The sequence below is a fragment of the Comamonadaceae bacterium OTU4NAUVB1 genome, from assembly GCA_024372625.1.
GTDB lineage: Bacteria > Pseudomonadota > Gammaproteobacteria > Burkholderiales > Burkholderiaceae_C > Variovorax.
In genome coordinates this window covers 1785381-1809646 of sequence record CP099605.1, presented here as the reverse complement: position 1 = coordinate 1809646, position 24266 = coordinate 1785381, and the positions used below count along the sequence as shown (strand labels likewise).

Here is a 24266-nt window from a genome sequence, read left to right as displayed (position 1 = left end):
CCGCCACCCTGGACCACGTCGGTCAGACGCGAAAAAGGCCCCGGAAGGGGCCTTTTTCGACTGTGGCGCGCGAGGGGCGGCAACGGGTCGCCGACGTCCTTCAGCGAGCCGCTTCGGCGTCCGATTCGATCTCGCGCTCGCCCAGCTTGCGGTTGATGAACAGCGCGGCCAATGTCGCCGCGCAGCCCGACAGCAGGTAGACGCTGATGTAGGCCAGGCCGAAATGCGCCGACAGGCCCAGCACCACCAGGGGCGCGAACGCCGCGCCGATCAGCCACGCGATGTCCGACGTGAGCGCCGCGCCGGTGTAGCGGTACTTGCCGGAGAAATTCGACGTCACGGCGCCGGCGGCCTGGCCGTACGACAGACCCAGGAGCGCGAAGCCCACCAGGATGAAGATGTCCTGCGCGAGCGAACTGCCGCCCATGAGCGTGAGGCCGAAGCCGCTGAAGATCGCGATCAGCACGGCCAGCGTGCCCAGCGTGTTGCGCCGGCCGAAGCGGTCGGCGATCTTGCCCGACGCCACGATGCCCACGCCGCACAGCGCGGCCCCCACCAGCTGCACCACCAGGAACTCGCTCACGCTCTGATCGGCCGAATAGAGCATCACCCACGAGAGCGGGAAGATGGTCACGACGTGGAACAGCGCGTAGCTGGCGAGCGCGGCGAACGCGCCGATCAGGATGTTCGAACCCTGGGCGCGGAAGATCTCGACGACCCCGGTCGGCGCGAGTTCACGCTCGTCCAGGAGCTTGGAGTAGGTGGTGGCCGCCACGAGGCGCAGGCGGGCGAAGAGCGCCACGACGTTGATCGCGAAGGCCACGTAGAAGGGATAGCGCCAGCCCCAGGAGAGGAATTCCTCGCGCGTCAGGCTGGCCGTCAGGTAGGCGAACAGGGCCGCGGCCACCGCGAAGCCCAGCGGCGCGCCGAGCTGGCCGAGCATGGCGTACCAGCCACGGCGGTGCTTCGGTGCGTTCAGCGCGAGCAGCGACGGCAGGCCGTCCCACGAGCCGCCGAGCGCGAGCCCCTGGAGGATCCGCAGCACGCCCAGCAGCACGATCGACGCGTTGCCCAGGCTGTTGAAACCCGGCAGGAAGGCGATGCCCGCCGTGGAGGTGCCCAGCAGGAAAAGCGCGATCGCCAGCTTGGCCTGCCGGCCGTAGCGGCGTTGCACGCCCATGGAGATCGCCGTGCCGAAGGGCCGTGCCAGGAACGCCAGCGAGAACACCGCGAACGAATAGAGCGTGCCGGTCAGTGCGTCGGCGAAAGGGAAGAAGATGGTCGGGAAGACCAGCGCCGAGGCGATGCCGTAGACGAAGAAGTCGAAGTACTCGGAGGCGCGTCCGATGACCACGCCGACCGCGATCTCGCCGGGTTCGATCTGGCCGTGGTCGCCACCCACGGCATGCGCGATGTCCTTGTCGGTCGATGTGTTGCTGCCCTGGGGGGCCAGAGTGGACGTCGTCATGGTTCTAGGCGGAGTTTTCCGGTTGTAATTGCTGCATGCCGTAGCGTCTCACCGCAGGGCGATTGTGACCATAGGACAAAACGTCCAATGACAAAGTCGACTCATTGGCCGTAAATTCACCGGGTGCTCACGCAGCACGCTCTCCATTTTTACCGCATGCCCACCTTCAAGAACCTCCGCGGTCTGCTGATTGCCCCCGCCATGCTGTTGGCCGGTTGCAACACAGTCCTGCTCAATCCTTCCGGCGACATCGCCAACCAGCAGGGGCGTCTCATCGTCATCTCGACGGTGCTGATGCTGCTGATCATCATCCCGGTGATCTTCCTGGTGTTCTATTTCGCCTGGCGCTACCGCCACGGAAGCGACACGGCGAAGAAGGAATATTCGCCCAACTGGGACCACTCCGTCCAGCTGGAACTGGCGATCTGGGGTGCGCCGCTGCTCATCATCATCGCGCTGGGCGCGGTCACGTGGATCAGCACGCACACGCTCGACCCGTACCGCCAGCTCACGCGGCTCGATGCCAAGCGCCCGATTCCGGCCGATGCCCAGCCGATCAACGTGGAGGTGGTGGCGCTCGACTGGAAGTGGCTCTTCATCTATCCCGACCAGGGCATCGCGCTGGTCAACGAACTGGCGGCGCCGGTGGACGTGCCCATCCATTTCAAGATCACCTCCTCGTCGGTCATGAACTCGTTTTTCATTCCGGCGCTGGCGGGACAGATCTACGCGATGCCGGGCATGGAGACCAAGCTGCACGCGGTCATCAACAAGCCCGGCGTGTTCGACGGCTTCTCCGCCAACTACAGCGGCGAGGGCTTCTCGGGCATGCGCTTCAAGTTCCACGGCATGAACTCGGCCGACTTCGGCCGCTGGGTCGAGCGCACCAAGGCCGGTGGCGGCGCGCTGGACCGCCCGACCTACATGAAGCTCGAGCAACCCAGCGAGCGCGACCCGGTGCGTCGATTCGGCACCGTGGCGCCGGACCTGTACCAGGCCATCCTGAACCGCTGCGTCGACACGACCAAGATGTGCATGAACCAGATGATGGCCATCGACGCCGAGGGCGGCCTGGGCAAGCCCGGCACGCACAACACGGCTTCCAAGCCCTGGCAACCCGATAACAACAAGTCGCCGATGCGGACCTACGTCGCGGCGATGTGCACTCCCCGAGATTGAAAATGCCCGACTCATCCGAACTGACGAAGCTGATCTTCGGCCGCCTCACCTGGGAGGCGATTCCCCTGCACGAGCCCATCCTGCTCGTCACCTTCGCCGCCGTCCTGCTGGGCGGGCTGGGCGTGGTCGCCGGACTGACGTATTTCCGGCTGTGGGGACCGCTGTGGCGTGACTGGATCACCAGCATCGACCACAAGAAGATCGGCATCATGTACATCATCCTGGGCCTGGTGATGCTGCTGCGCGGCTTCGCCGACGCCCTGATGATGCGTGCCCAGCAGGCCATCGCCTTCGGCGACAACCCCGGCTTCCTGCCGCCTCACCACTACGACCAGATCTTCACCGCGCACGGCGTGATCATGATCTTCTTCGTGGCCATGCCCCTGGTCACGGGCCTCATGAACTTCGTCGTGCCGATGCAGATCGGCGCGCGCGATGTGGCCTTCCCGTTCCTCAACAACTTCAGCTTCTGGATGACCGCCTTCGGCGCCATCCTGGTGATGGCGTCGCTGTTCGTCGGCGAGTTCGCGCGCACCGGCTGGCTGGCGTATCCGCCGCTGTCGGGGATCGCGTTCAGTCCGGACGTGGGGGTGGACTACTACATATGGTCCTTGCAGGTGGCGGGGGTGGGGACGACGCTGTCGGGCATCAACCTGCTGGCGACCATCGTGAAGATGCGCGCGCCCGGCATGACGTTCATGAAGATGCCCATCTTCACCTGGACCTCGCTGTGCACCAACGTGCTGATCATCGTGAGCTTCCCGGTCCTGACCGCCGTGCTCGCGCTGCTGTCGATGGACCGCTACGTCGGCACCAACTTCTTCACCAACGACCTCGGCGGCAACGCCATGATGTACGTGAACCTGATCTGGATCTGGGGCCACCCCGAGGTCTACATCCTGATCCTGCCCGCGTTCGGCGTGTTCTCCGAGGTGGTGTCCACCTTCTCCGGCAAGCGGCTGTTCGGCTACGCGTCGATGGTCTACGCGACGGTCGTGATCACCATCCTGTCCTACCTCGTGTGGCTGCACCACTTCTTCACGATGGGCTCGGGGGCGAGCGTCAACTCGTTCTTCGGCATCACGACCATGATCATCTCGATCCCGACCGGGGCGAAGATCTTCAACTGGCTTTTCACGATGTACAAGGGCCGCATCCGCTACGAGGTGCCCATGATGTGGGCCATCGGCTTCATGTTCACCTTCACGATCGGTGGCATGACCGGCGTGCTGCTGGCGGTCCCCCCGGCGGACTTCGTGCTGCACAACAGCCTGTTCCTGATCGCCCACTTCCACAACGTGATCATCGGCGGCGTGGTGTTCGGCATGTTCGCCGGCATCACCTACTGGTTCCCGAAGGCCTTCGGCTACAAGCTCGACGCGTTCTGGGGCAAGTGCGCGTTCTGGTTCTGGCTGGTGGGTTTCTGGCTCGCGTTCGCGCCGGTCTACGTGCTGGGCTTCATGGGCGTGACGCGCCGTCTGAACCACTTCGAGGACCCGTCGCTGCAGATCTGGTTCCAGATCGCCGCCTTCGGCGCCTTCCTGATCCTGTGCGGCATCGTCTGCATGGGCATCACGCTGGTGGTGAGCTTCCTGCGCCGCGAGTCGCTGCGCGACCACACCGGCGACCCGTGGGACGGCCGCACCCTGGAATGGTCGACGTCGTCGCCGCCGCCGCCCTACAACTTCGCGTTCACGCCGCAGATCCACGACAGCGACGCCTGGGCCGACATGAAGGCGCGCAACTACCAGCGTCCGAGCCAGGGCTTCATGCCCATCCACATGCCCAAGAACACCTGGGCGGGGTTCGTGATCTCGGCGCTGGCCGGAGGCTTCGGCTTCTGCATGATCTGGCAGATGTGGCTGCTGGCCGGCGTGTCCTTCGCGCTGCTGGTGCTGGTCTCCATCGTGCACACCTTCAACTACAAGCGCGACTACTACATCCCTTCGGACGACGTCGTCCGGATCGAGGGCGATCGCACCCGCCTCATGGCTGCCCATGTCTGATTCCGCCGTCATGACCACTTCCAACACCGCCAGCGTCGACGCGCCGGACAACCTGCGCTTCTACGTTCCGGGCGAGCATCACGTGGAGAACGGAACCCTCCTGGGGTTCTGGTTCTACCTGATGAGCGACTGCCTCATCTTCGCCTGCCTGTTCGCCATCTACGGCGTGCTGGGGCGCAGCTACGCGGCCGGTCCGTCGGGCGCCGACCTGTTCGACCTGAAGCTGGTGGCGATCAACACCTCGCTGCTGCTGTTCTCTTCCATCACCTACGGCTTCGCCATGCTGGAGATGCAGAAGCGGCAGAAGGGCAAGACGCTGGCCTGGCTGGCCATCACCGGACTGCTCGGCCTCGGGTTCCTGGGCCTGGAGCTCTACGAGTTCGCCCACCTGATCCACGAGGGCGCGGTACCGCAGCGCAGCGCGTTTCTCTCGGCCTTCTTCGTGCTGGTCGGCACCCACGGGCTGCACGTCTTCTTCGGCTGCATCTGGCTGGTGGTGCTGATGGTGCAGGTCGGGCGCACCGGCCTCATCCCCGAGAACCGCCGCCGCCTGATGTGCCTGTCGATGTTCTGGCACTTCCTGGACGTCGTCTGGATCGGCGTCTTCACCTTCGTCTACCTGATGGGAGTGCTGAAATGAGCGCCAGCCCGAGCGCCGCGGCGCCTTTCGAGAACAAGTCCCCGCGCGGCATCCACGCCGCGCCCGACAACGTCGACCACAGCCACGACAAGGACCACGGCCACGGCCACGGCCATGGCCACGACGACGATCACCACGACGGCGCCAGCCACAGCACGCTCAAGGGCTACGTGACCGGCTTCATCCTGGCGGTGATCCTCACGGCGATCCCGTTCTGGCTCGTCATGGGCAACGTGATCGAGAGCCCGCGCACGACGGCGATCGTGATCCTGGCCTTCGCGGCGGTGCAGATCGTGGTTCACATGATCTATTTCCTGCACATGAACACGCGTTCCGAAGGGGGCTGGAGCCTGCTGGCGCTGATCTTCACGCTGGTCCTGCTCGTCATCATGCTGGCGGGTTCGCTGTGGGTGATGTATCACCTCAACACGAACATGATGCCGGGGATGATGGACCACGGAATGCACACGCCGTCGTCTTGAACGCACCCGGGCGGTCCTCCCGCGCCTTCATGGCTGCCGCTGTCGCACGCCCGTCACGGCGCTTCGGCGCGATGCGCCTCCTGGCGGCGATCGTGGCGCTGGCCGTGTTCACGGGACTGATGGCGCTGGGAACCTGGCAGATCGAGCGCCGCATCTGGAAGCTGGCGCTTATCGAGCGCGTGACGCGTCAGCTGCAGGCCGAACCCGTCGACCCGCCGGTCGGCATCGACCCCCGGCGCGACGAGTACCGCCGGCTCCGCCTGACGGGCACGTTCCTCGACGATCGGGAGACCCTCGTCCAGGCCAGCACCGAACTCGGTGGCGGCTTCTGGGTGCTGACGCCCTTGCGCCTCGTGGACGGGCGCGTGGTCCTGGTCAATCGCGGTTTCGTCCCGCCGGAACGCCGCGAGCCCGCCGCGCGCGGTGAGCGCGCAGCCGCGCCCGGTGCAGGCACCACGGTCACCTTCGTCGGACTGCTGCGCCCGAGCGAGCCCGGCGGGGGCTTCCTGCGGCGCAACGATCCGTCCGCCGGACGCTGGCATTCGCGCGACGTCGTCGCGATCGCACGGGCGCGGGGGCTCGGCGACGTGCTGCCTTATTTCGTCGACGCCGAGGCCACCGCCGCCGAGCGCGCCCAGCCGCAGCTTATGGCCGACGCCGACCGCATCTGGCCGGCGGCGGGGTTGACGGTGATCCGCTTCAACAACCACCACCTCGTCTACGCGCTGACGTGGTACGGGCTCGCGCTGATGGTCGCGCTGGCCGCCGCCTACCTGGGGCGCGAGTGGTGGCGGGAGGGCCGGCCCGCGCAGCGGGCGGGTCGGGACGCTCCCGCGTCGCGTCCGGACCGGCCATGATCCGGCTGCCTTCGCTGCGTCGCCTGTCGCGGCGCGAGGCCAGGCTGCCACGCGGCGGCCATGCGATCGAGTCGGCCGCCGGCCTGCGCAACCTGGAGCAACTCGTCCAGCTGCGCTGGATCGCCGCCTTCGGCCAGATCGTGACGATCGGCGTGGTGCACTTCGGTTTCGACATCCGGCTGCCGCTGGACCAGATGACGATCGTGCTGGGTTGCCTGATCGTCTTCAACTTCCTGAGCCTGCAGCGCGCCCGCCTGGGGCGCAAGGTGACCAACGGCGAGCTGTTCCTCAACATGCTGGTGGACCTGGGTCTGCTCACGGCGCAGCTCTACCTGAGCGGCGGCACGACCAACCCGTTCGTCTTCCTCTACCTGCTGCAGGTCATCCTGGGCGCGGTGCTGCTGAAGGCCTGGTCGAGCGCCACGATGGCGGTCGTCACGATCCTGTGCCTGGCCGGGCTGGCGATCTTCTCGGTGCCGCTGCCGTTGGCGCTCGACCACGACCAGGGCCTGTCCAGTCCCTACATCCAGGGTCTGCTGGCGTGTTTCGCCCTCGACGCCGCGCTCCTGATCGTCTTCATCAGCCGCATCAACGCCAACCTGCGATCGCGCGACGAGCGGCTGGCCGAACTGCGCCAGCGCGCCGCCGAGGAGGAACTCGCCGTGCGCATGGGCCTGCTGGCCTCCGGCGCCGCCCACGAACTGGGCACGCCGCTGGCCACGCTGTCGGTCATCCTCGGCGACTGGCGGCGCATGCCGGAGTTCAAGGGCAATCCCGAGCTGCTGCAGGAGATCGGCGAGATGCAGGTGCAACTGCAGCGCTGCAAGTCGATCGTCAGCGGCATCCTGCTGTCGGCCGGCGAGGCGCGCGGCGAGTCGTCGGCGGCGACGACGGTGGCCGACTTCCTCGACGACGTGGCCCGGGAGTGGCGCGCCACGCGCCCGGTGGTGGTCTTCGACTACGCCAACCACTTCGGCGAGGACCTGTCGATGGTGTCCGACTCCGCCTTCAAGCAGACCATCTGCAACGTGCTGGACAACGCCCTGGAGGCGTCACCGGACTACGTCGCGCTGGAAGCCACGCGCGCGGGCGACACGCTGGTCATCACCGTCACCGACACCGGCCGCGGCTTCGCCCCGCGCATGCTGGCGCAGCTGGGCAAGCCCTACCAGTCGAGCAAGGGCCGTCCGGGCGGCGGCCTGGGCCTGTTCCTGGTCGTCAACGTGCTGCGCACGCTCGGGGGCAGCGTGACGGCGGCCAACCGCGCCGAAGGCGGCGCCATCGTCACGCTGCGCCTGCCGCTGGCCACGATCGCGCTGGACGACGAACTCGAGCGGCTGCTGGCCGCCGACAAGCACAAGGAAGCCACCGATGTCCGATGAAGACGCACGCCATCTCCTGATCGTCGAGGACGACGCGGCCTTCGCGCGCATCCTCGGGCGTTCCTTCGAACGGCGGGGCTACACGGTGAGCCTGGCCGACAGCTTCGACCAGGTCGCCGCTTTGCTGCAGCGCGAACCCGGACCGCGCTACGCCGTGGTCGACCTGAAGCTCAATGGCGAGAGTTCGGGGTTGGCCTGCGTGAGGCTGCTGAACGCGCACGACCCGGGCATGCTGATCGTGGTGCTGACCGGCTTCGCCAGCATCGCGACGGCCGTCGAGGCCATCAAGCTCGGTGCCTGCCACTATCTGGCCAAGCCGTCGAACACCGACGACATCGAGGCGGCGTTCGGACGCGCGGAAGGCACCACGGAGGTCGAACTGACCAACCGCGCCTCGTCGATCAAGACGCTCGAATGGGAGCGCATCCACGAGGTGCTGGCCGAGACCGGTTTCAACATCTCCGAGACGGCACGCCGTCTGGGCATGCATCGGCGCACCCTGGCCCGGAAGCTGGAGAAGCAGCAGGTCAAGTAGGGCTGGTAGGGCGAAAAGGACAAGAAGGGCGGGCAGCGCGCGACGAGGGCGTCGGGCGCGTCAACGGCCGAGCTGGCCGGCCTGCAACGCCGCCTTCAGGCGGCGCACCTCGTGCTGCAGGTCGAGGATCAGCGCGGCCGCGTCGAGTTCGACGCCGAAGTCGCGCTGCAGCCGGCGTGTCTCCAGCGCGCGCCGCAGGTCGACGCCGCGAAAACGCCATTGCTCGGGTCCGGCGACGGGCTCGGACGGCGATCTCTCGACGATGCCGATCTCCACCAGCTGCACCACCCACGCGACCTCGGCACCACAGGCATGGGCGAGGTCGCGCGCGGCGAGCGACGGCGTGGCGTCGAGCACCGAAGCGGTGACGGCGATGGCGCCGTCCGAGCGCGAGGCGGTCGCCGAGGAAACGGAAAAGCGGGCCATGGAATTCAGCCTTTCAGATGCTGGCGTGGATCGAAGCCGGCCGTCACGGCGGCGAGCTGGCGGTAGGCCGCGCGCGCGGCATCGTCGTCGGCGGGCGGCAGGGCGATGTCGAGCAGCAGGTAGAGGTCGCCCGGGGTCGCGCCCGGAAAGCCCCGACCCCGGAGCCGGAGCTTCATTCCGCTGCGCGATTTGGTCGGCACGGTGACCTCGACGGTGCCGCCGCCGGGTACCGGCACCGCCACCGCGGCGCCCAGCGCGGCTTCGCTCGGCGTCACCGGCAGCGTCATGGTCAGGTCGCGGCCGTCGATGCGGTAGAGCCGGTGCGGCGCGATGCGCACCTCCAGGAACAGATCGCCCGCGGGTTCGCCGCCGTGGCCGGGCATGCCCTGACCCGCCAGACGCACGTACTGTCCCTCGTGCACGCCGGGCGGAATCTTCACCGACAGCGTGCGGGTGGTGAAGGCGGGCTGGCCGTCGGCGCCGGTCTCCACGGCGCGCAGCGAGATCTCGCGCTCGCTGCCGCGCAGCGCGTCCTCCAGCGTGATCTCGATGGCGGCATGGTGGTCTTCTCCCTTGGCGCGGTAGGACTGTCGCGCGGCGCCGCGCCGTTCGGCGGCACCGAAGACCGAGGAGAAGAAATCGCTGAAGTCGGCCTGGTCGGCGGGCCCGTCCGGACCCGCGCCGGCGCCGCCCCGGTGGAATTCGTAGCCTGCGTCCCATCCCGGCGGGGGCTGGAAGTCGCCATCGGGCCGCCCGCCGCGCGCGACGCGGTCGGCCAGCGCGTCGTAGGCGGCCCGCTTTTCCTTGTCGCGCAGCACGTCGTTGGCTTCGTTGACGTCGCGCATCTTCTGCTCGGCGTCGGCTTCCTTGCTGACGTCCGGGTGGTACTTGCGCGCGAGCCGGCGATAGGCCTTGCGGACGTCGTCCTCCGACGCCGTGCGCTCCAGACCGAGCACCTGGTAATAGTTCTTGAAATCCATGGCGATGAACGTGGCGGTGGAGAGGGAAAAGAAAAGAGGCCGGTTCGCGGTGGTGCACGGCGGACGGCTTGGAACGCCGCTAACCGCCGCGAACGGCCGAGACCGCTCAGGCGATGGCGGCGCCGGCGTCCTGGCCGGTGCTTCCCGGTTGCCCGGGCATCGGCGGCAGCGTCAGCGCCTCGGCCCGCCAGACACCGTCGCGGCGCGCGAAACGCAGCGGCTGGGCGTTGCCGAGCACGCCGGCGTCCACCGGCACGCCCAGGAGCGCGGCCAGCGCGTAGAGCGTGCCGCCGTGCGCCACCACCAGCACGGGGCCGGGCAGCGCCAGGGCCGCGTCGAGCGCGGCACGCTTGCGCTCGACGAACTGCGCCAGCGTCTCGCCGCCCTCGGGTTCGCAGGCCCAGTCGATGTTCGCCGACGAGGTGCCGATCAGCGCGCCGAAGTGGCGCTCGCGCAGGCGCGCCTCCGGCGTCGGCACGAGCTTGAGCCGGGCCGCCACCGCGCTGGCCGTGTCGAAGGCGCGGCGGGCGTCGCTGCACACCACCGTGCGGATCGGCTCGCCGGCCAGCCGCCCGGCCGCGCGCGCCGCCTGCATCAGTCCGAGTTCGCTCAGGGGCTCGTCGACGTCCTGGAAGATGCGCAGCGCGTTGCGTCCGGTCTGGCCGTGGCGCAGGAAATAGAAGTGGTCGCAGGCCGGATCGAGCGGGTGCGCGGCGCCGAGCCGCACGATCTGGGCGAGGCCGGGAACGGCGTGGGGCATCGGATGGGTCATGGGGTGTTCGACGGGTCGGCGTTGAGGGATGAAGGGGGCTGGACGTGCGGGTGCCGGGGTGTCAGTAGTCCAGCCGCAGCGGCGGCCCTTCGCGTTGCGCGCGCACGTCCTCCGGATGGAAGGGCAGCGGCACCCAGCGTCTGGCGGCGAACAGGGGCAACTGGTCGTAGGCGCGCGGCGAGGCGGGATCGCTGCTCTGGCCATAGGTGAGCAGGCCGTGAGCGACCGGTCCGCGCTCGTCGAAGGTCACGGCCTGCAGGTAGCTGGTCCCGTAATTGACGCGATAGCCGCCCGGCGCGATGCGGGGCTGTCCCTGCGATTCGAGCTTGTTGAGCACGCCTTCGAATTCGTCGCCGCCGTGCAGCGCCACGCGCCGGCCGCGCACGTCGTGCCATTGCGCCTCGCCCAACGTCGCGTCGGGTGCGAAACCGGCGGCGCGCAGTGCGGCCACCGCGTCGCCCAGCGCCTTGAGGACGGCCTCGCGCGTGACGGGCGTGGCCATGTCGAGCCCGGTGGGCGTCGCCACGGGCCGGCGTGCGTCGAAAGGCACGCGCCAGACCCTCGGCACGTCCTTCGCCTGGCGCCAGAACTCGCGGAACAGCGGCGCGCCGCGGGCCTCGGCCGTGCTGGTGCGGTCCCAGCCGGCCAGCACGCGGCAGCCGGTGGCCTGATCGGTGCTCAGGGCCGCGTGGCCGGCGCGGTCCGGTGCGCCACAGGCGGCGAGGAGGTCGTCCACGACCAGCGCGCCGGCCAGGTTGCGGTCGCGCAGGATCACCTGGCGGACCTCGGCGGCGCCCATGCGGTCGCCCGCCAGGCCGTCGGTGCCGGCGAGCCGGGCGCGGATCTCCTGGATGGCGCTGCGCGTGCGCAGCCGCTGGGGCGTGCCCACCGCGCCGACCAGCGGCGAGACGTCGGGCGCCGGGGCGATGTCGGGCTGGCTCAGCCAGAAGCTGTCGTTGCTGTTCTGCACCCAGTCGGCGGTGACCACCACCGGCATGCGCGCCGGGGGAATGCGCCCGGGCGCGGCGGCCGAGGCGTCCTGCCGCCACGCGCAGGCGCTGCGCGCGCCATCGAGCACGGTCAGGCCGGCCGCGTTGAACAGGGCCGCGGCGGCGGGCGAGGGCGCGCAGGCGCGCAGCTGTTCGCCCGACACGTCCGGCACCACCGACAGGTCGGCATCCATCGCCTGGCCATCGCGGTCGGCCGCGAGGGTGTTGATCCACGGCATGCCCTGGTTGCCCATGGCCAGGCGCAGTTCCGCCACGTTGCGCGCCCGGGCCATGCGCATCCAGCCCTCCACTGAACGCACGTTGAGCGTGTTGGCGTCGCGCAGGGCGTAGGCGCGCTGCGCGGTCCAGCCGAGGCCGGCGCGCGGCAGGGCGATCACCGGTCCCCAGTCGGTGGCGTGAAAGGTCTGCCGCAGGGTCGTTCCGTCGGGCAGCGGCACCTCGACCGTGCGCGTGCGCATCCTGTGAGGCTGGCCGTCGACGAGGTAGACGGTCGGGTCGGCCGGGTCGAGCGTGAGTTCGTAGAGCGTGAAGCGCTTGCCGGTGGAAACGGTGTGCGTCCAGGCCACGTCCCGGTTGAAGCCGATGGCCACCACGGGGCTCAGCCCGCCGGTCGCGCCCATCACGTCGACCTGGCCCGGGATCGTGAGGTGGAGCTGCCAGAAGCGGTTGGTGCCATTCCAGGGGAAGTGCGGGTTGCCCAGCAGCACGCCACGGCCATCGGGCGTGGCCCGGCGGCCGAAGGCCCAGCCATTGGAGCCGAGTTCGCCGCCCTCGGGGTTGGCGTTGAAGCTGTGGCGCGCGATCTCGGCGACGGCCTCGCGCGGGTCGACCGGACCCTCGGCGGGGGCGGCGCCCAGGGCCGTCGCGGGCGGCGGCGGCCTGGCCGCCAGCACCGCGCCGGCCAGGGCGCCGAGGCCCCCCTGGATCATCGAGAGCTCGGTGGCGCGCGACAGGTCGGATGGCGTCATCGGCCTGACCCACGGGCGATCGCGGCAGGCTTCCGGCAGCCCGCCCGGGCCGACGTCGCGCAGGTGGCGGTTGTACCCCGCGACATAGCCTCGCAGCGCGGCCCGGGCGTCCGGACCGATCGACCCGGCCGCGCGCGCCAGTGTCGCGTCGTCCATGTGCTGGCGCACGAACAGGTCGATCTGCGCGTTCGACAGGCGCCCGAGTCCGAAGTCGCCCATCGCCTGTGGCCCCAGGAACAGCGACCGCTCGCCACGCACCGTGAGCAGGTGCTCGGCGGTCTGGCAGACGTTGTCCTGCGCGTGGGCGTAGGCGGTGCCGTAGGCCAGGCCCTCGTGGTCCGGCGCGGTGACGTGCGCGATGCCGTGCGCCGTGCGCTCGATGGTGACCGTGCGCGGACCCCCGGCGGGCGTCATGCCAGCGCAGCCGGCGAGCAGGGCCGCCACGGCGGTGACGGCGAGGCCGGCGCGGCCTGCGACACGCGGGTTCGGACGGGGTGGCCGAGCTGCGACCGGCGAGCGCGGGAAAAGCGGGGAGCGCGCGAAATGCGAGGCGAAGGCGGCGGGCGACGGGGTCATGGCACGTGGTCCTTGGCGAATTCGAGGCCGATGCGCGCCTCGTCGGCTTCATGGGCCGGTGGAACCGCTCACGCCATCGCGGCGCGCCCGGACCGCCGTCGAACGGCTCAGAACTTCGGGATGCGCAGCGTCTTGCTGATCATCAGCGTGCCCGACAGCGCGAACAGCAGCGCCAGCGGGTGGAGCACGGCCGGTCCCAGGGTCCACGCGCCGCCCCAGACCGCGTCGCCGACCCGGCCCTGCCACGCGGCCCAGGCCAGCACGCCCACCAGCACGACGCTGGTCGGAATCGGCGTGCCCTCGAAATACTTCACCTTGTCCGCGCCTTCGGACAGGGCTTCGGCCGTCACGTTGTAGCGCGCGAGGCGGCTGACGCCGCAGCACACGAAATAGATCAGTGCGATGCAGTCCCAGCCGCCGTCGAGTCCGGCCGCGAAGGCCAGCGCGGCCGGCGCGACGCCGAAGGAGATCACGTCGGCGAGCGAGTCGAGTTCGCGCCCCAGCGCCGAATGGGTCTGCCGCCAGCGCGCCACCCGGCCGTCGAAGACATCGAAGACGAAGGCCGCCGGCGCCAGCGCCGCGCCCCAGAGGAAGAGTTCCGTCGACCGGCTGGCGACGTAGGCCATCGCCAGGAACACCGCGCCCACACCGCAGGCGGCATTGCCCAGCGTGAAGGCGTCGGCCAGGTGAAAGCCGCGGATCATCGAGAAATGCCGGGGCGCCGGACGCGTGGCGGCGGGAGGAAGGGGGGCCATGGTGCGATGGGTGCGGGTGGACGACGAAGGTCGCACCTTAGCGCAAGCGGGCCGTCCGCCTTGTAGTCGTCGGTCGATCAGGGGGGCGCCGGGTCGTCGGCGTCGCGCAGCGCCGCTTCCAGGCGGACCGCCACGACGGCCACCAGGGCCTGGCGGCGCGCCGAGGCGGCCGTGCGCCAGCGGGCGCCGTCGGCCTTGACTTCCCAGTCGGCATGATTGCGCGCCGGTCGCGCCGCGCGCACCGCCAGCGCCACGTGGTGCGCTCCCGGACCGTCCACGGCGGCGGCGACCGGACCCGTGGCGCCGTGACCGCGATGCGCGAGCGCGTGCACGAGCGCGATCTGCCACTCCGCGATCAGGTGCAGCGCACCGTCCTCCACGCTCACCTCGCGCACCTCGCGCAGCGCGTTGACCACCTTGCGGCCGAGCGGCCCCCAGCCCTGCGCGATCGCGCCCCCGATGGCGCCGCCCAGCGCCGCGCCGGCGCCCAGCGACAGTCCGCCCACCGCCAGATCGGCCGCCACGCCGACGGCCACGCCCACCGCCGCACCCTTGCCCAGGCGCAGCCCGGCGTCCTTGATGGCCTCGGGACTGAAGAAGTCCATCGACCAGCGTCCTTCGAGCAGGGGCAGCGGCGCCTCGCTCGCATCGCCTTCGCGAAAGCCGTACAGCGCGAGCAGGTCGGAAGCACAGCGCTGGGCCTTGTCGAACACCGCCTGATGCAGGGCCGACAGCAACGGTGCGCGCCGTGCCGCATCGTCGAACTCGGCGAGCGTCGCCGTCCGGCGCATCGACGCGACGTCGACCAGCAGTTCGGCGATGCGGCCGGCGGCGGCGTTCCGGCGCGCGGTGGCCTCCCGCCCCAGGAAAGCGATCACGTCCTCCAGCGGTGCGCGGCGCTCGCGAAGCAGGGTCACCAGATCCTGGTAGAGGTCGCGTTCGGCCCCGACGAAAGGCGCGGCGGCGTCGAAGCGCACTACGGCGTGCATGCCGTAGGCCGCCAGCAGGGCGCGCCACTCGGGTTCGCGATGGTCGGCGGCGCGCACGAAGTTCAGCACCGGCAGCACGGGTCGGGCACAGGACCGGATCAGCTCGATCTCGTCGCGGAACTTGGGCAGCACCGGCTCGCGCGCGTCGATGACCAGGAAGGCGGCGTCGACGTCCAGCAGGGTGCGCAGCACCTTGGCTTCCTGTTCGAAGACGCCATGGGCCTCCGGGCCGGCCAGGAAGCGGCGGATGCGTTCGGGCGGCGTCGCGCCGGCCGCGCCGGGGCCGTCGGCCGGTGCGATGCGCTCGATGTGCTCGCCCAGCCCGACGGCGTCCTCCAACCCCGGCGTGTCCAGGAAACGCACGGCGGCGCGGCCGTCCACCATCAGATCGACGCGCTCGACATGCCGCGTGGTGCCGGGACGCGAGGACACCGTGCCGAAGTCGATGCGCCGCGTCAGGGTGCGCAGCAGGGAGGTCTTGCCGGCGTTGGTGTGGCCGACGACGGCGATGCGCAGGGCTTCGGCGGCCGTGACGGCGGCCTCCGCGTCGGGTCGGGCCGGCGGGGTCACGCGATCGCCTCCGGGCGCGCCGGGGCCAGGGCGTCGGCGAGGGTGTCGCTCGCCGTCACGGCTTCGAATCCCGCGTCGACGAGCCAGCGCCGCCAGCGTGCACGCCCCGTGGCGTCGTCCTCCGCGCCGGGCACGAGCCACAGGCGGCACGCGCCGCTGTGCGCAAGCAATTCGCGCAGCAGGCGTTCGGTGCCGCGGTCCGGACTCGACGCCGCGCGGACGGCCAGCACCAGGACGGCCGGCCGCAGCCGGGCGACGGTGTCGAGCAGTTCGCGCCGGCTGCGCGCGCCACCGTCGGAGGCCGGCAGTGCCGAGACCGCCTCGGGCAGTCCGGTCGGGGGCCAGAGATGGTCCGGGGCGAGTTCGAACGCGCCCACGGCGATCGCGGCACCGTGCCCGCCTGCCACGGCCGGGCGATGCGACGCGGTCCGGGACGGCGGCGCGCCCGGATCGGCATCGACGACCTCCGGCGGCGTCAGCGCATCGAAGCGCGCCGCGAGGCGCCGGTAGTAGGGATGCGAGGGGTCGGGCGCCAGGGCGTCGCGGCGCGCGCGCCACACCGCCAGGCTCAGCAGCAGCAGCGCCGCGCGCGGCAGCAGCCCGTAGACCACCACGCAGCCGACCAGCCACAGCGCCCAGGTGCGTTGCGCGGCGGGATCGACCAGGCCCGCCGTGCCCGCCGCTCTCCGCGGCGCCATCACGGCGGTGGCGTCGGGCACGGGAAAACCCAGCCATGCGGGCGCGTGGCCCAGGCCTTCGACGACGCGCAGGAAGAACCCGGGCTCGAGGATGGTGGTTTCCCAGTCGAGCGTGTAGCGATGGAAGGCCAGCGCGAACAGCAACGCGCCCAGCACGACGAGGAAGGACAGCGTCCAGAGTCCATGGCTGGCGATGCCCGCCGCCCAGGGCAGCAGCCGCGCCCGCGCCATCAGCCGCGTCGCCGCGCGCACCAGCACGGGTGACTGGCCGTGGCGGCCCCCGGCCACGCGGGCGGTCAGCGTCGCCCACAGCCACCCCAGCGAGCGCCGGGGTTCGCCGGCGGTGCGCGAGGGCAGCGCCAGCGTGACCAGCCAGACGGCCAGCGTCAGGACATGTATCCCCAACAGACTCGACAGCGCGGCGACCACGTTGATGCGGCGCTCGCTCCCCTCCGTGACGCCGCCGGCGAGCGCCAGACTGGCAATGACGATCGATGCCACCAGCCCCGCGCCGATCCAGGGCGCCCAGTGCCGGAGCCGGTCGAGCTCGGCGTCTAGGCCGACGCGGCCGCCCAGCAACCGGGCGCGCATCGCGATGCGCGCCGGCGCCGTCGCCTCCGTCGCGTGGGCCGTCCGCAGGACGTCGGCATCGTCGAGCGGTCCGGTCTCCTCGATCAGACGGACGGCCTCGGTCATCAGCGCATCGCGCCTCGACATCGCGGAGGGCGCAGGAACGGTGAGAGGCATGTGGCTTCAGGCGCGCCGCGCAAAAGGAAACGGGGCCGCGATGGCGGCCCCGTTCGATCCCGACATGCAGGCGGGTGGAAGGCGGTGGATCAGCGCAGGCCGAAGAACGACAGCACCGCCACCACGACGACGACCAGACCCACGATGTAGATGATTGAATTCATGAATGGACTCCTCGTGATTGACGAAACAAAGACCTTCGCATCGTGCGGGAAATCGCCTGTCGGCAACGGGCGGCGCGGTCTGTAGGACTCGCCATTGACCCGCCGCGCCGCCGTCCATGGTTCAGGGCGTCTCGCCGAGGAAGCCGCCGCTCTGGTGCGACCACAGGCGCGCGTAGAGGCCGTTGCGCGCCAGCAGGGAGGCGTGATCGCCTTCCTCCACCACGCGGCCCTCGTCGAGCACGATCAGCCGGTCCATCGCGGCGATGGTGGACAGGCGGTGCGCGATGGCGATCACGGTCTTGCCTTCCATGAGCCGGTAGAGGCTGGCCTGGATCGCGGCTTCGACTTCGGAATCGAGCGCGCTGGTCGCCTCGTCGAGCAGCAGGATCGGCGCGTCCTTGAGCATCACGCGCGCGATGGCGATGCGCTGGCGCTGTCCCCCGGAGAGCTTGACGCCACGCTCGCCGACGTGGGCGTCGTAGCCCACACGGCCTTTCGCATCGCCCAGCGAGCGGATGAAGACGTGCGCTTCCGCGCGTTCGGCCGCGGCCTCCACCTCGTCGTCGCTCGCGTCCGGCCGGCCGTAGGCGATGTTGTCCGCCACCGAGCGATGCATCAGCGAAGTGTCCTGCGTCACCATGCCGATGTGCGCGCGCAGCGAGTCCTGCGTGACCTTCGCGATGTCCTGCCCGTCGATCAGGATGCGGCCGGCTTCCAGGTCGTGGAAGCGCAGCAGCAGGTTCACCAGGGTCGACTTGCCCGCGCCGGAGCGTCCGACCAGGCCGATCTTCTCGCCCGGGCGCACCGTGAGGTTCAGGTCGTCGATGATGCGGCGGCCGCCCGCCTTGCCATAGCTGAAGCTCGCGTGGTCGAAGCGCACCTCGCCACGCGGGACCGTGAGCGCCGGCGCGGCGGGAACGTCGAGCACCGTGCGCGGCCGCGACAGGGTCTTCATGCCGTCCTGCACCGTGCCGATGTTCTCGAACAGGCTCGTCATCTCCCACATGATCCAGTGCGACATGCCCTGCAGGCGCAGCGCCATCGCCGTCGCCGCGGCCACCGCGCCGACGCCCACCGTGCCCTGCGACCACAGCCAGAGCGCCATCCCCGCCATGCCGGCGGTCAGGCCCATGCTCAGCGCGTGGTTGACGATCTCGAAGGCGCTCACCAGCCGCATCTGCGCGTTGCCGGTGACCTGGAACTCCTGCATCGCCTCGCGCGCGAAGCCGGCTTCGCGGTGCGTGTGCGAGAACAGCTTGACGGTCGCGACGTTGGTGTAGGCGTCGGTGATGCGACCGGTCATGAGCGAGCGCGCGTCGGCCTGCGCCCGACCCACCTTGCCCAGCCGCGGCACGAAGAACCACAGCGCGGCGACATAGAGCACCAGCCAGACCGCGAAGGGCACGATCAACTGCCGGTCCAGGACGGCGGCCAGCACGATGATGGTCGTGACGTAGACGCCCATGGCGATGAGCACGTCGGCCAGCACGAAGATCGTGTCGCGTGCCGCGATAGCCGTCTGCATCACCTTGGCGGTGATCCGGCCGGCGAATTCGTCCTGGTAGAAGGACATGCTCTGGCCGAGCAGCAAACGGTGGAAGTTCCAGCGCAGCCGCATCGGCAGGTTGATCGCGAGCGCCTGGTGCTTGACGATGGTCTGCAGCGCCACCACCGCGACGCTGGCCACCAGCGCGGCGACGATCCAGCCCAGCGTGGCGCCACGCTCTTCCCACAGGCGCTGCGGCGCCTGACCCCCGAGCCAGTCGACGATCCGGCCGAGCATCGCGAACAGCCACGCCTCGAACGCCGAGATGACGGCCGTGAGCAGCGCCATCGTGACCACCAGGCCGCGCGTGCCCTGCGTGCAGGCCCAGATGAAAGGGATGAACCGGTCCGGCGGAACGGTCGGCTCGGCGGTCGGATAGGGGGGGAGGAGCTTTTCGAAGAAACGGAACACGGTTTGGGAATTTTTCGTTGGCGTTTCCCGCACCGTCGCGGCGTCGCCGCCTGCCGCCGCCACGCAGGCGGCGGCGTCGCACGGGTTTCAGCGATGCCGCTGCAACGCCTCGGGATTCACGATGTTCGTCGGATGGTTCTGCACGAAGTTCACCACATTGTCGAAAGCCTGACCGAAGTAGGACTCGTAGCTGTCCAGCTCGACGTAGCCCAGGTGCGGCGTGCAGATGCAGTTTTCAAGGCGCAGCAGCGCATGACCCTGCAACGGGGGCTCGCTCTCGAAGACGTCCACCGCACCCATGCCCGGACGACCGCGGTTGAGTGCCGTGAGCAATGCGTCGGGCTCGACCAGTTCGGCGCGCGAGGTGTTGACGAACAGGGCCGTCGGTTTCATGCGCGACAGGTCGTCGAAACCCACGATGCCGCGCGTGGCGCCGTTCAGGCGCAGATGCAACGTCAGCACATCGGCGGTCTCGAAGAACGCTTCCTGGCTCGGCGCCACCTGGAAGCCGTCGGAGCGGGCCTGCTCGCGGCTGCCCTCGCGCCCCCAGATCACCACCTGCATGCCGAAGGCCTGTCCGTATCGCGCCACCAGCTGTCCGATGCGTCCATAGCCCCAGATGCCCAGCGTCTTCCCCTTCAGCACCGACCCGAGCCCGAAATTCGGTGGCATCGACGCCGACTTGAAACCCGACTGCTGCCACGCGCCGTGCTTGAGGTTGCTGATGTACTGCGGCAACCGGCGCATGGCGGACATGATGAGCGCCCAGGTCAACTCCGCCGGGGCCACGGGCGATCCGACACCCTCCGCCACGGCGACGCCGTGCTCGGTACAGGCGGCGACATCGATGTGAGGGCCGGCGCGACCGGTCTGCGAGATCAGGCGGAGCCGGGGCAGTTTCTCGATCAGCTGGCGCGAGATCTGGCTGCGTTCCCGGGTCAGGACGATCACGTCGGCGTCCTTCAGGCGGATCGAGAGCTGACCGATGCCCTTGACCGTGTTGGTGTAGACCTTGGCCGTGTAGGGATCGAGCTTGGCGGCGCAGCGCAGCTTGCGCACCGCGTCCTGGTAGTCGTCGAGGATCACAATGTTCATGGCGTGTCATTGTGCCTCGCACCCCGCGGGCCGGCGTCCGCGCGCACTGGGCAAGACCGGACGGCGATGCGCCTCGGACCGACTCCCTGCCTTCAGGTCGGTTTGTGGTTAGTGCAGCGTGCCGGTGCTGCGCGACAGTTCGGCCGCTTCCAGGGCAGCGAGCCGATCGAGTTCGTCGCACACGTCGGCCAGGCGTCCCGACAGCACCAGCCGCCCGGTCACGCCGGAGCGGCGTTGGGCGTCGGATGTGCGCACGATGCGCAGCGGACGGACCGGCGCGGTGGCGCAGGCGGGCGTCAGACCCGCGTCCGCCGCCGCGCCGGGATGCATGGCGCGGCCGGTGCGCATCGCCGCATGGCGTGATCCGACCGGGCGGTCGGATCCCGACCCGCGCGCCGGCATCCAACGATTGGCCAGGGATTGCAGAGGTGAGAGCAGGTCGACCAAGGCGAGCAAAGCGATTCCCATGTGGATCTCCAGTTGACTGAGTGATTGTCGAAAAGGCGATGGGGACCGGCGGTCCAGACCCATCGGGTCGCGACCCGGCCGCGGACGGACGCCAGGCGTCCGTCCGCGCGCCGCGCCACATCGGCGTCGGCCAACCTACATGAGCATCGTGTTGCGGATCAGGCCCACGGCCAGTCCCTCGATCTCGAAGGGCTCGCCGGGCTGCACGAAGATGGTCGGATAGTCGGGGTTCTCGGCATGCAGCTCGACGGCCTCGCCGGTGCGTTTGAGCCGTTTGACGGTCACTTCCTCGCCCAGGCGCGCCACCACGATCTGCCCGTTGTGGGCCTCGCGGGTGGATTGCACGGCGAGCAGATCACCATCCATGATGCCGGCGTCGCGCATCGACATGCCGCGCACTTTCAGGAGGTAGTCCGGCTGGTGCTGGAACATCGTCCGTTCGACGTAGTAGGTTTGCTCGACGTGCTCCTGTGCCAGGATGGGCGAGCCCGCCGCCACACGACCGACCAATGGCAACGGCAGCTGCGACGCGCCCGGCAACGCCAGCGAGAACTGGTTGTTGCGCGAGGCGTTCAGGGAGCGCAGTGCGTCGCCCTTGAGCCGGATGCCACGCGACGTGCCACTGACCAGTTCGATGGCACCCTTGCGCGCCAGGGCCTGCAGGTGCTCTTCGGCGGCATTAGCCGAGCGGAAGCCGAGTTCGGCTGCGATCTCGGCGCGCGTGGGCGGCGCCCCGGTGCGGGCGATGGCCGCACCGATCAGGTCGAGGATCTGTTGCTGCCGGGTTGTAAGCTTGATGGGGAATTGCATGGAAGTTCCTTGCGATACTGTCTGGACATCCAGTATCTGTATTTTTGAACAGTTTTGAAAACTTTGCAAGACATGCTCGACGACGCTTCAAACCAGGCCGCGCGCATCGTGGTACTGGGCACCGGTGGCACCATCGCCGGCAAGGCTTCGGTCCCGGACGACAACATCGGCTATGTCGCCGGACAGATCGGCGTGGCGGACATGCTGCAGGGCACGACCGCACCCTCCGGATTCACCCTGCTTGCCGAACAGGTCGCGCAACTCGACAGCAAGGACATGGACGCGAGGACCTTGCGGTCGCTCGCGCTGCGCTGCGCCGCCTGGTTGGCCGAGGCGGACGTGGTCGGCATCGTCGTGACCCATGGGACGGACACGCTGGAGGAGACGGCGTTCTTCCTGCAGCACGTGCTCGCGCCCGCGAAGCCGGTCGTTCTCGTGAGTGCCATGCGGCCCTCGACGGCCTTGGCGTCGGACGGACCGCAGAACCTCCGTGATGCGATCGCGGTGGCCGCGACACCGGGAGCGCACGGCGTGTGCGCCGTCGCCGCCGGCACGGTCCATGGCGCGATCGACGTGCGCAAGGTGCACACCTACCGGCTCGACGCCTTCGACTCCGGCGATGCCGGGGCATTGGGTCATGTGGAGGAGGGCGTGTTACGGCGCGTGCGCGCGTGGCCGTCGGCCGCCGACGGCGGGGTCGCGGCACGCGGGCGTCTCGAACAGGTGGCCCGCACGGAACCGGCAGCATGGCCGAGGGTGGAGATCGTGACCAGCCATGCCGGCGCGACCGGGTGGATGGTCGATCTGATGGTGCGCGCGTCGGGGGAAGCGACCGCCGAGAACGCGGTCGACCGGCTGCATGGCCTCGTGATCGCCTCGACAGGCAACGGCACGGTGCACCGGGAACTGACGGCCGCCGCCCTGCGCGCGCAGGCGGCCGGTGTCGCCGTGCGGCGCGCGACGCGTTGCGCCAGCGGGCGCATCGTCGAGGCCCGGGAAGACGTTCCGGCCGACGCGGACGGTACGGCGCGTCTGCGCAGCGCGGATGCCCTGTCGCCCGTCAAGGCGCGGATCGCGCTGATGCTCGAACTGATGGAGTCGCCAGCGACACCGCCCGGCACCTGACCCGATGCCGATGCCGTCGGGCCGTGGCCACCGACGGTCAGTCGCCCAGGGCTGCCAGTGCGCGCTGGGTGATCTCGTCGACGCTGCCGACACCGCTGATCGCGTGGTATCGCGGCGCGGCGTCGGGTTCTTCCTTGGCCCAGCGCGAGTAGTAGTCGACCAGCGGCCGGGTCTGCTGGCTGTAGACATCGAGCCGTTTGCGCACCGTGTCTTCGCGATCGTCGTCGCGCTGCACGAGGTCCTCGCCAGTCACGTCGTCCTTGCCTTCGACTTGCGGCGGATTGAACTTCACGTGATAGATGCGGCCCGAGGCAGGGTGCGAACGACGGCCGCTCATGCGCTCGATGATGTCGCCGAAAGGCACGTCGATCTCCAGCACATGGTCGAGCTTGACCCCGGCGTTGCGCATGGCGTCGGCCTGGGGCAGGGTGCGCGGGAAGCCGTCGAACAGGAACCCGTTGGCGCAGTCGGGCAGCGCCAGACGTTCCTTCACCAGATTGATGATCAGGTCGTCGCTCACGAGGGCACCCGACGCCATGACGGCTTCGGCTTGCCGTCCGAGGGGCGTGCCCGCCTTCACCGCCGCGCGCAGCATGTCTCCGGTGGAGATCTGCGGGATCGAAAACTGTCGGCAGATGAATGCGGCTTGCGTGCCTTTGCCCGCGCCGGGGGCGCCCAATAAAATCAGTCTCATGGTGTCCTCGGACGTTTTTTGGAATTCTTCTGCGCCCCGTGAATACCAACGGCTTCGCAAGGCAGGTTGCCTTGAGAATAACATGCGCCACCCCCGGGTGATTCCCGACGGCAACGCCCGTCAACGAACGTCAACGACGCTCATTCCTGCCGCAGGAGCGCGCGCACGCGGATCAGGTCTTCCGGTGTATCGACGCCCGGACCGGGTCGGAGCGTGCTCACGTGCACGGCGATGCGATGGCCATGCCAGAGCGCGCGCAATTGTTCCAGGGCTTCGATGGCTTCCACCGGCGCGGCCGGGAGCATCGGAAAGCGACGCACGAAGCCTGCGCGGTACCCGTAGATGCCAACATGGCGCAAGGGTGCGGGCGACCGTGGCAGGGCACGCTGACCGTCCGTGGAAACATCGCCGTCGCGCCACCAGGGAATCGGGGCGCGACTGAAATACATCGCGCGCCCTCGGCCGTCCAGGACCACCTTGACGACGTTCGGATTGACGAAATCCTCCTGCGAATCGATGGCGTGTGCGGCCGTGCTCATGTCGGCGCCGGGATCGCCACCCAGGGCATCCGCCACCGCGTCGACCAGGGCCGGGTCGATCAGGGGTTCATCGCCCTGCACGTTGACCACGATCTCGTCGTCGCCGAGCCCCAATCGCGTGCAGGCCTCCGCCAGCCGGTCGCTTCCGCTCGGGTGGTCGTCGCGCGTGAGCAGGGCCTCCACGCCATGGACCCGGCAGGCTTCCACGATGCGCGGACTGTCCGCGGCGACGATCACCCGGGTCGCGCGCGACAGGCGAGCGCGCTGCGCGACGCGCACGACCATCGGCAGGCCGGCGAGGTCGGCGAGCGGCTTGTCGGGCAACCGGCTCGATGCCAATCGGGCCGGGATCAGGACGACGAAGGGCGTCATCC

Annotated in this window: 22 protein-coding genes; 8 read left to right on the top strand and 14 right to left on the bottom strand. The window is 69.6% G+C overall.

What is annotated here, in order from left to right; translation table 11 throughout:
* Positions 1-100: 100 nt before the first annotated feature.
* The gene (locus tag NF681_11965; protein ID UST53054.1) at positions 101-1468 is read right to left on the bottom strand and encodes an MFS transporter; all 1368 of its coding nucleotides are present in this window, start codon (positions 1466-1468) and stop codon (positions 101-103) included.
* 156 nt (positions 1469-1624) lie between these two features.
* Between NF681_11965 and cyoA the strand changes: the two genes are divergently transcribed.
* The 7 genes from cyoA to NF681_11930 are packed head-to-tail and all read left to right on the top strand — an operon-like array spanning position 1625 to position 8549.
* Positions 1625-2647, top strand: coding sequence for a ubiquinol oxidase subunit II (gene cyoA, locus NF681_11960; protein ID UST53053.1), 1023 nt, complete (start codon positions 1625-1627; stop codon positions 2645-2647).
* 2 nt (positions 2648-2649) lie between these two features.
* Positions 2650-4653 (top strand): cytochrome o ubiquinol oxidase subunit I, encoded by a 2004-nt coding sequence (gene cyoB / locus NF681_11955; protein UST53052.1) that lies wholly within the window; start codon positions 2650-2652, stop codon positions 4651-4653.
* A gap of 10 nt (positions 4654-4663) precedes the next feature.
* Positions 4664-5293 (top strand): cytochrome o ubiquinol oxidase subunit III, encoded by a 630-nt coding sequence (gene cyoC, locus NF681_11950; protein UST53051.1) that lies wholly within the window; start codon positions 4664-4666, stop codon positions 5291-5293.
* Positions 5290-5775: a cytochrome o ubiquinol oxidase subunit IV gene (cyoD, locus tag NF681_11945; GenBank protein ID UST53050.1), complete on the top strand. Its 486-nt coding sequence runs from the start codon at positions 5290-5292 to the stop codon at positions 5773-5775. Before cyoC ends, cyoD begins: the two co-directional genes overlap by 4 nt.
* Before the next feature lie 29 nt (positions 5776-5804).
* A complete protein-coding gene (locus tag NF681_11940; GenBank protein UST53049.1) occupies positions 5805-6632 on the top strand; it encodes an SURF1 family protein in 828 nt (275 codons plus the stop codon).
* Complete coding sequence (locus tag NF681_11935) at positions 6629-8014, top strand: ATP-binding protein (protein ID UST53048.1); 1386 nt, start codon at positions 6629-6631, stop codon at positions 8012-8014. Before NF681_11940 ends, NF681_11935 begins: the two co-directional genes overlap by 4 nt.
* Complete coding sequence (locus NF681_11930) at positions 8004-8549, top strand: response regulator transcription factor (GenBank protein ID UST53047.1); 546 nt, start codon at positions 8004-8006, stop codon at positions 8547-8549. The genes NF681_11935 and NF681_11930 overlap by 11 nt, the downstream gene beginning before the upstream one ends.
* A gap of 60 nt (positions 8550-8609) precedes the next feature.
* Here the strand turns inward: NF681_11930 and NF681_11925 are convergent, their stop codons facing one another.
* The 11 genes from NF681_11925 to lexA form a co-directional block, all read right to left on the bottom strand.
* Positions 8610-8975 carry a chaperone modulator CbpM gene (locus NF681_11925; protein ID UST53046.1) on the bottom strand — a complete coding sequence of 122 codons (366 nt, stop codon included), beginning with the start codon at positions 8973-8975 and terminating at the stop codon, positions 8610-8612.
* A gap of 5 nt (positions 8976-8980) precedes the next feature.
* Complete coding sequence (locus NF681_11920) at positions 8981-9955, bottom strand: DnaJ domain-containing protein (protein UST53045.1); 975 nt, start codon at positions 9953-9955, stop codon at positions 8981-8983.
* A gap of 106 nt (positions 9956-10061) precedes the next feature.
* Positions 10062-10715: a histidine phosphatase family protein gene (locus NF681_11915; protein ID UST53044.1), complete on the bottom strand. Its 654-nt coding sequence runs from the start codon at positions 10713-10715 to the stop codon at positions 10062-10064.
* 73 nt (positions 10716-10788) lie between these two features.
* Entirely contained in the window at positions 10789-13281 is a 2493-nt protein-coding gene (locus NF681_11910; protein ID UST53043.1) for a penicillin acylase family protein, read from the bottom strand.
* Between the two features lie 107 nt (positions 13282-13388).
* Positions 13389-14036 (bottom strand): CDP-alcohol phosphatidyltransferase family protein, encoded by a 648-nt coding sequence (locus tag NF681_11905; protein ID UST53042.1) that lies wholly within the window; start codon positions 14034-14036, stop codon positions 13389-13391.
* Positions 14037-14113: 77 nt separating this feature from the next.
* Entirely contained in the window at positions 14114-15595 is a 1482-nt protein-coding gene (locus tag NF681_11900; GenBank protein UST53041.1) for a GTPase/DUF3482 domain-containing protein, read from the bottom strand.
* Positions 15592-17010 carry a DUF2868 domain-containing protein gene (locus NF681_11895; protein ID UST53040.1) on the bottom strand — a complete coding sequence of 473 codons (1419 nt, stop codon included), beginning with the start codon at positions 17008-17010 and terminating at the stop codon, positions 15592-15594. Before NF681_11895 ends, NF681_11900 begins: the two co-directional genes overlap by 4 nt.
* Positions 17011-17325: 315 nt before the next feature.
* Positions 17326-19161, bottom strand: coding sequence for an ABC transporter ATP-binding protein/permease (locus tag NF681_11890; protein UST53039.1), 1836 nt, complete (start codon positions 19159-19161; stop codon positions 17326-17328).
* 87 nt (positions 19162-19248) lie between these two features.
* Positions 19249-20256 carry a D-2-hydroxyacid dehydrogenase family protein gene (locus NF681_11885; protein ID UST53038.1) on the bottom strand — a complete coding sequence of 336 codons (1008 nt, stop codon included), beginning with the start codon at positions 20254-20256 and terminating at the stop codon, positions 19249-19251.
* A 108-nt stretch (positions 20257-20364) separates the two neighbouring features.
* A complete protein-coding gene (locus NF681_11880) occupies positions 20365-20604 on the bottom strand; it encodes a hypothetical protein (GenBank protein ID UST53037.1) in 240 nt (79 codons plus the stop codon).
* Between the two features lie 255 nt (positions 20605-20859).
* Positions 20860-21534, bottom strand: a complete 675-nt coding sequence (gene lexA, locus NF681_11875; protein ID UST53036.1) for a transcriptional repressor LexA — start codon at positions 21532-21534, stop codon at positions 20860-20862.
* A gap of 72 nt (positions 21535-21606) precedes the next feature.
* Here lexA and NF681_11870 point away from each other — a divergent pair, with 72 nt between their 5' ends.
* Positions 21607-22659, top strand: a complete 1053-nt coding sequence (locus NF681_11870; protein ID UST53035.1) for an asparaginase — start codon at positions 21607-21609, stop codon at positions 22657-22659.
* A gap of 37 nt (positions 22660-22696) precedes the next feature.
* Here NF681_11870 and adk read toward each other — a convergent pair whose 3' ends face one another.
* Both adk and kdsB read right to left on the bottom strand, forming a co-directional pair.
* Positions 22697-23353, bottom strand: a complete 657-nt coding sequence (adk, locus tag NF681_11865; protein ID UST55752.1) for an adenylate kinase — start codon at positions 23351-23353, stop codon at positions 22697-22699.
* Positions 23354-23493: 140 nt separating this feature from the next.
* A complete protein-coding gene (gene kdsB / locus NF681_11860; GenBank protein ID UST53034.1) occupies positions 23494-24264 on the bottom strand; it encodes a 3-deoxy-manno-octulosonate cytidylyltransferase in 771 nt (256 codons plus the stop codon).
* Between the last annotated feature and the right edge of the window lie 2 nt (positions 24265-24266).

Excerpts from the sequence above, each read along its gene's own strand:
- lexA (UST53036.1), bottom strand. The coding sequence starts at position 21,534 with ATGCAATTCCCCATCAAGCTTACAACCCGGCAGCAACAGATCCTCGAC.
- NF681_11925 (UST53046.1), bottom strand. The coding sequence starts at position 8,975 with ATGGCCCGCTTTTCCGTTTCCTCGGCGACCGCCTCGCGCTCGGACGGC.
- NF681_11880 (UST53037.1), bottom strand. The coding sequence starts at position 20,604 with ATGCGCACCGGCCGCGCCATGCATCCCGGCGCGGCGGCGGACGCGGGT.
- kdsB (UST53034.1), bottom strand. The coding sequence starts at position 24,264 with ATGACGCCCTTCGTCGTCCTGATCCCGGCCCGATTGGCATCGAGCCGG.
- cyoB (UST53052.1), top strand. The coding sequence starts at position 2,650 with ATGCCCGACTCATCCGAACTGACGAAGCTGATCTTCGGCCGCCTCACC.
- NF681_11905 (UST53042.1), bottom strand. The coding sequence starts at position 14,036 with ATGGCCCCCCTTCCTCCCGCCGCCACGCGTCCGGCGCCCCGGCATTTC.
- cyoC (UST53051.1), top strand. The coding sequence starts at position 4,664 with ATGACCACTTCCAACACCGCCAGCGTCGACGCGCCGGACAACCTGCGC.
- NF681_11915 (UST53044.1), bottom strand. The coding sequence starts at position 10,715 with ATGCCCCACGCCGTTCCCGGCCTCGCCCAGATCGTGCGGCTCGGCGCC.
- cyoD (UST53050.1), top strand. The coding sequence starts at position 5,290 with ATGAGCGCCAGCCCGAGCGCCGCGGCGCCTTTCGAGAACAAGTCCCCG.
- adk (UST55752.1), bottom strand. The coding sequence starts at position 23,353 with ATGAGACTGATTTTATTGGGCGCCCCCGGCGCGGGCAAAGGCACGCAA.
- NF681_11920 (UST53045.1), bottom strand. The coding sequence starts at position 9,955 with ATGGATTTCAAGAACTATTACCAGGTGCTCGGTCTGGAGCGCACGGCG.
- NF681_11930 (UST53047.1), top strand. The coding sequence starts at position 8,004 with ATGTCCGATGAAGACGCACGCCATCTCCTGATCGTCGAGGACGACGCG.
- NF681_11885 (UST53038.1), bottom strand. The coding sequence starts at position 20,256 with ATGAACATTGTGATCCTCGACGACTACCAGGACGCGGTGCGCAAGCTG.
- NF681_11895 (UST53040.1), bottom strand. The coding sequence starts at position 17,010 with ATGTCGAGGCGCGATGCGCTGATGACCGAGGCCGTCCGTCTGATCGAG.
- cyoA (UST53053.1), top strand. The coding sequence starts at position 1,625 with ATGCCCACCTTCAAGAACCTCCGCGGTCTGCTGATTGCCCCCGCCATG.
- NF681_11940 (UST53049.1), top strand. The coding sequence starts at position 5,805 with ATGGCTGCCGCTGTCGCACGCCCGTCACGGCGCTTCGGCGCGATGCGC.
- NF681_11935 (UST53048.1), top strand. The coding sequence starts at position 6,629 with ATGATCCGGCTGCCTTCGCTGCGTCGCCTGTCGCGGCGCGAGGCCAGG.
- NF681_11910 (UST53043.1), bottom strand. The coding sequence starts at position 13,281 with ATGACCCCGTCGCCCGCCGCCTTCGCCTCGCATTTCGCGCGCTCCCCG.
- NF681_11965 (UST53054.1), bottom strand. The coding sequence starts at position 1,468 with ATGACGACGTCCACTCTGGCCCCCCAGGGCAGCAACACATCGACCGAC.
- NF681_11870 (UST53035.1), top strand. The coding sequence starts at position 21,607 with ATGCTCGACGACGCTTCAAACCAGGCCGCGCGCATCGTGGTACTGGGC.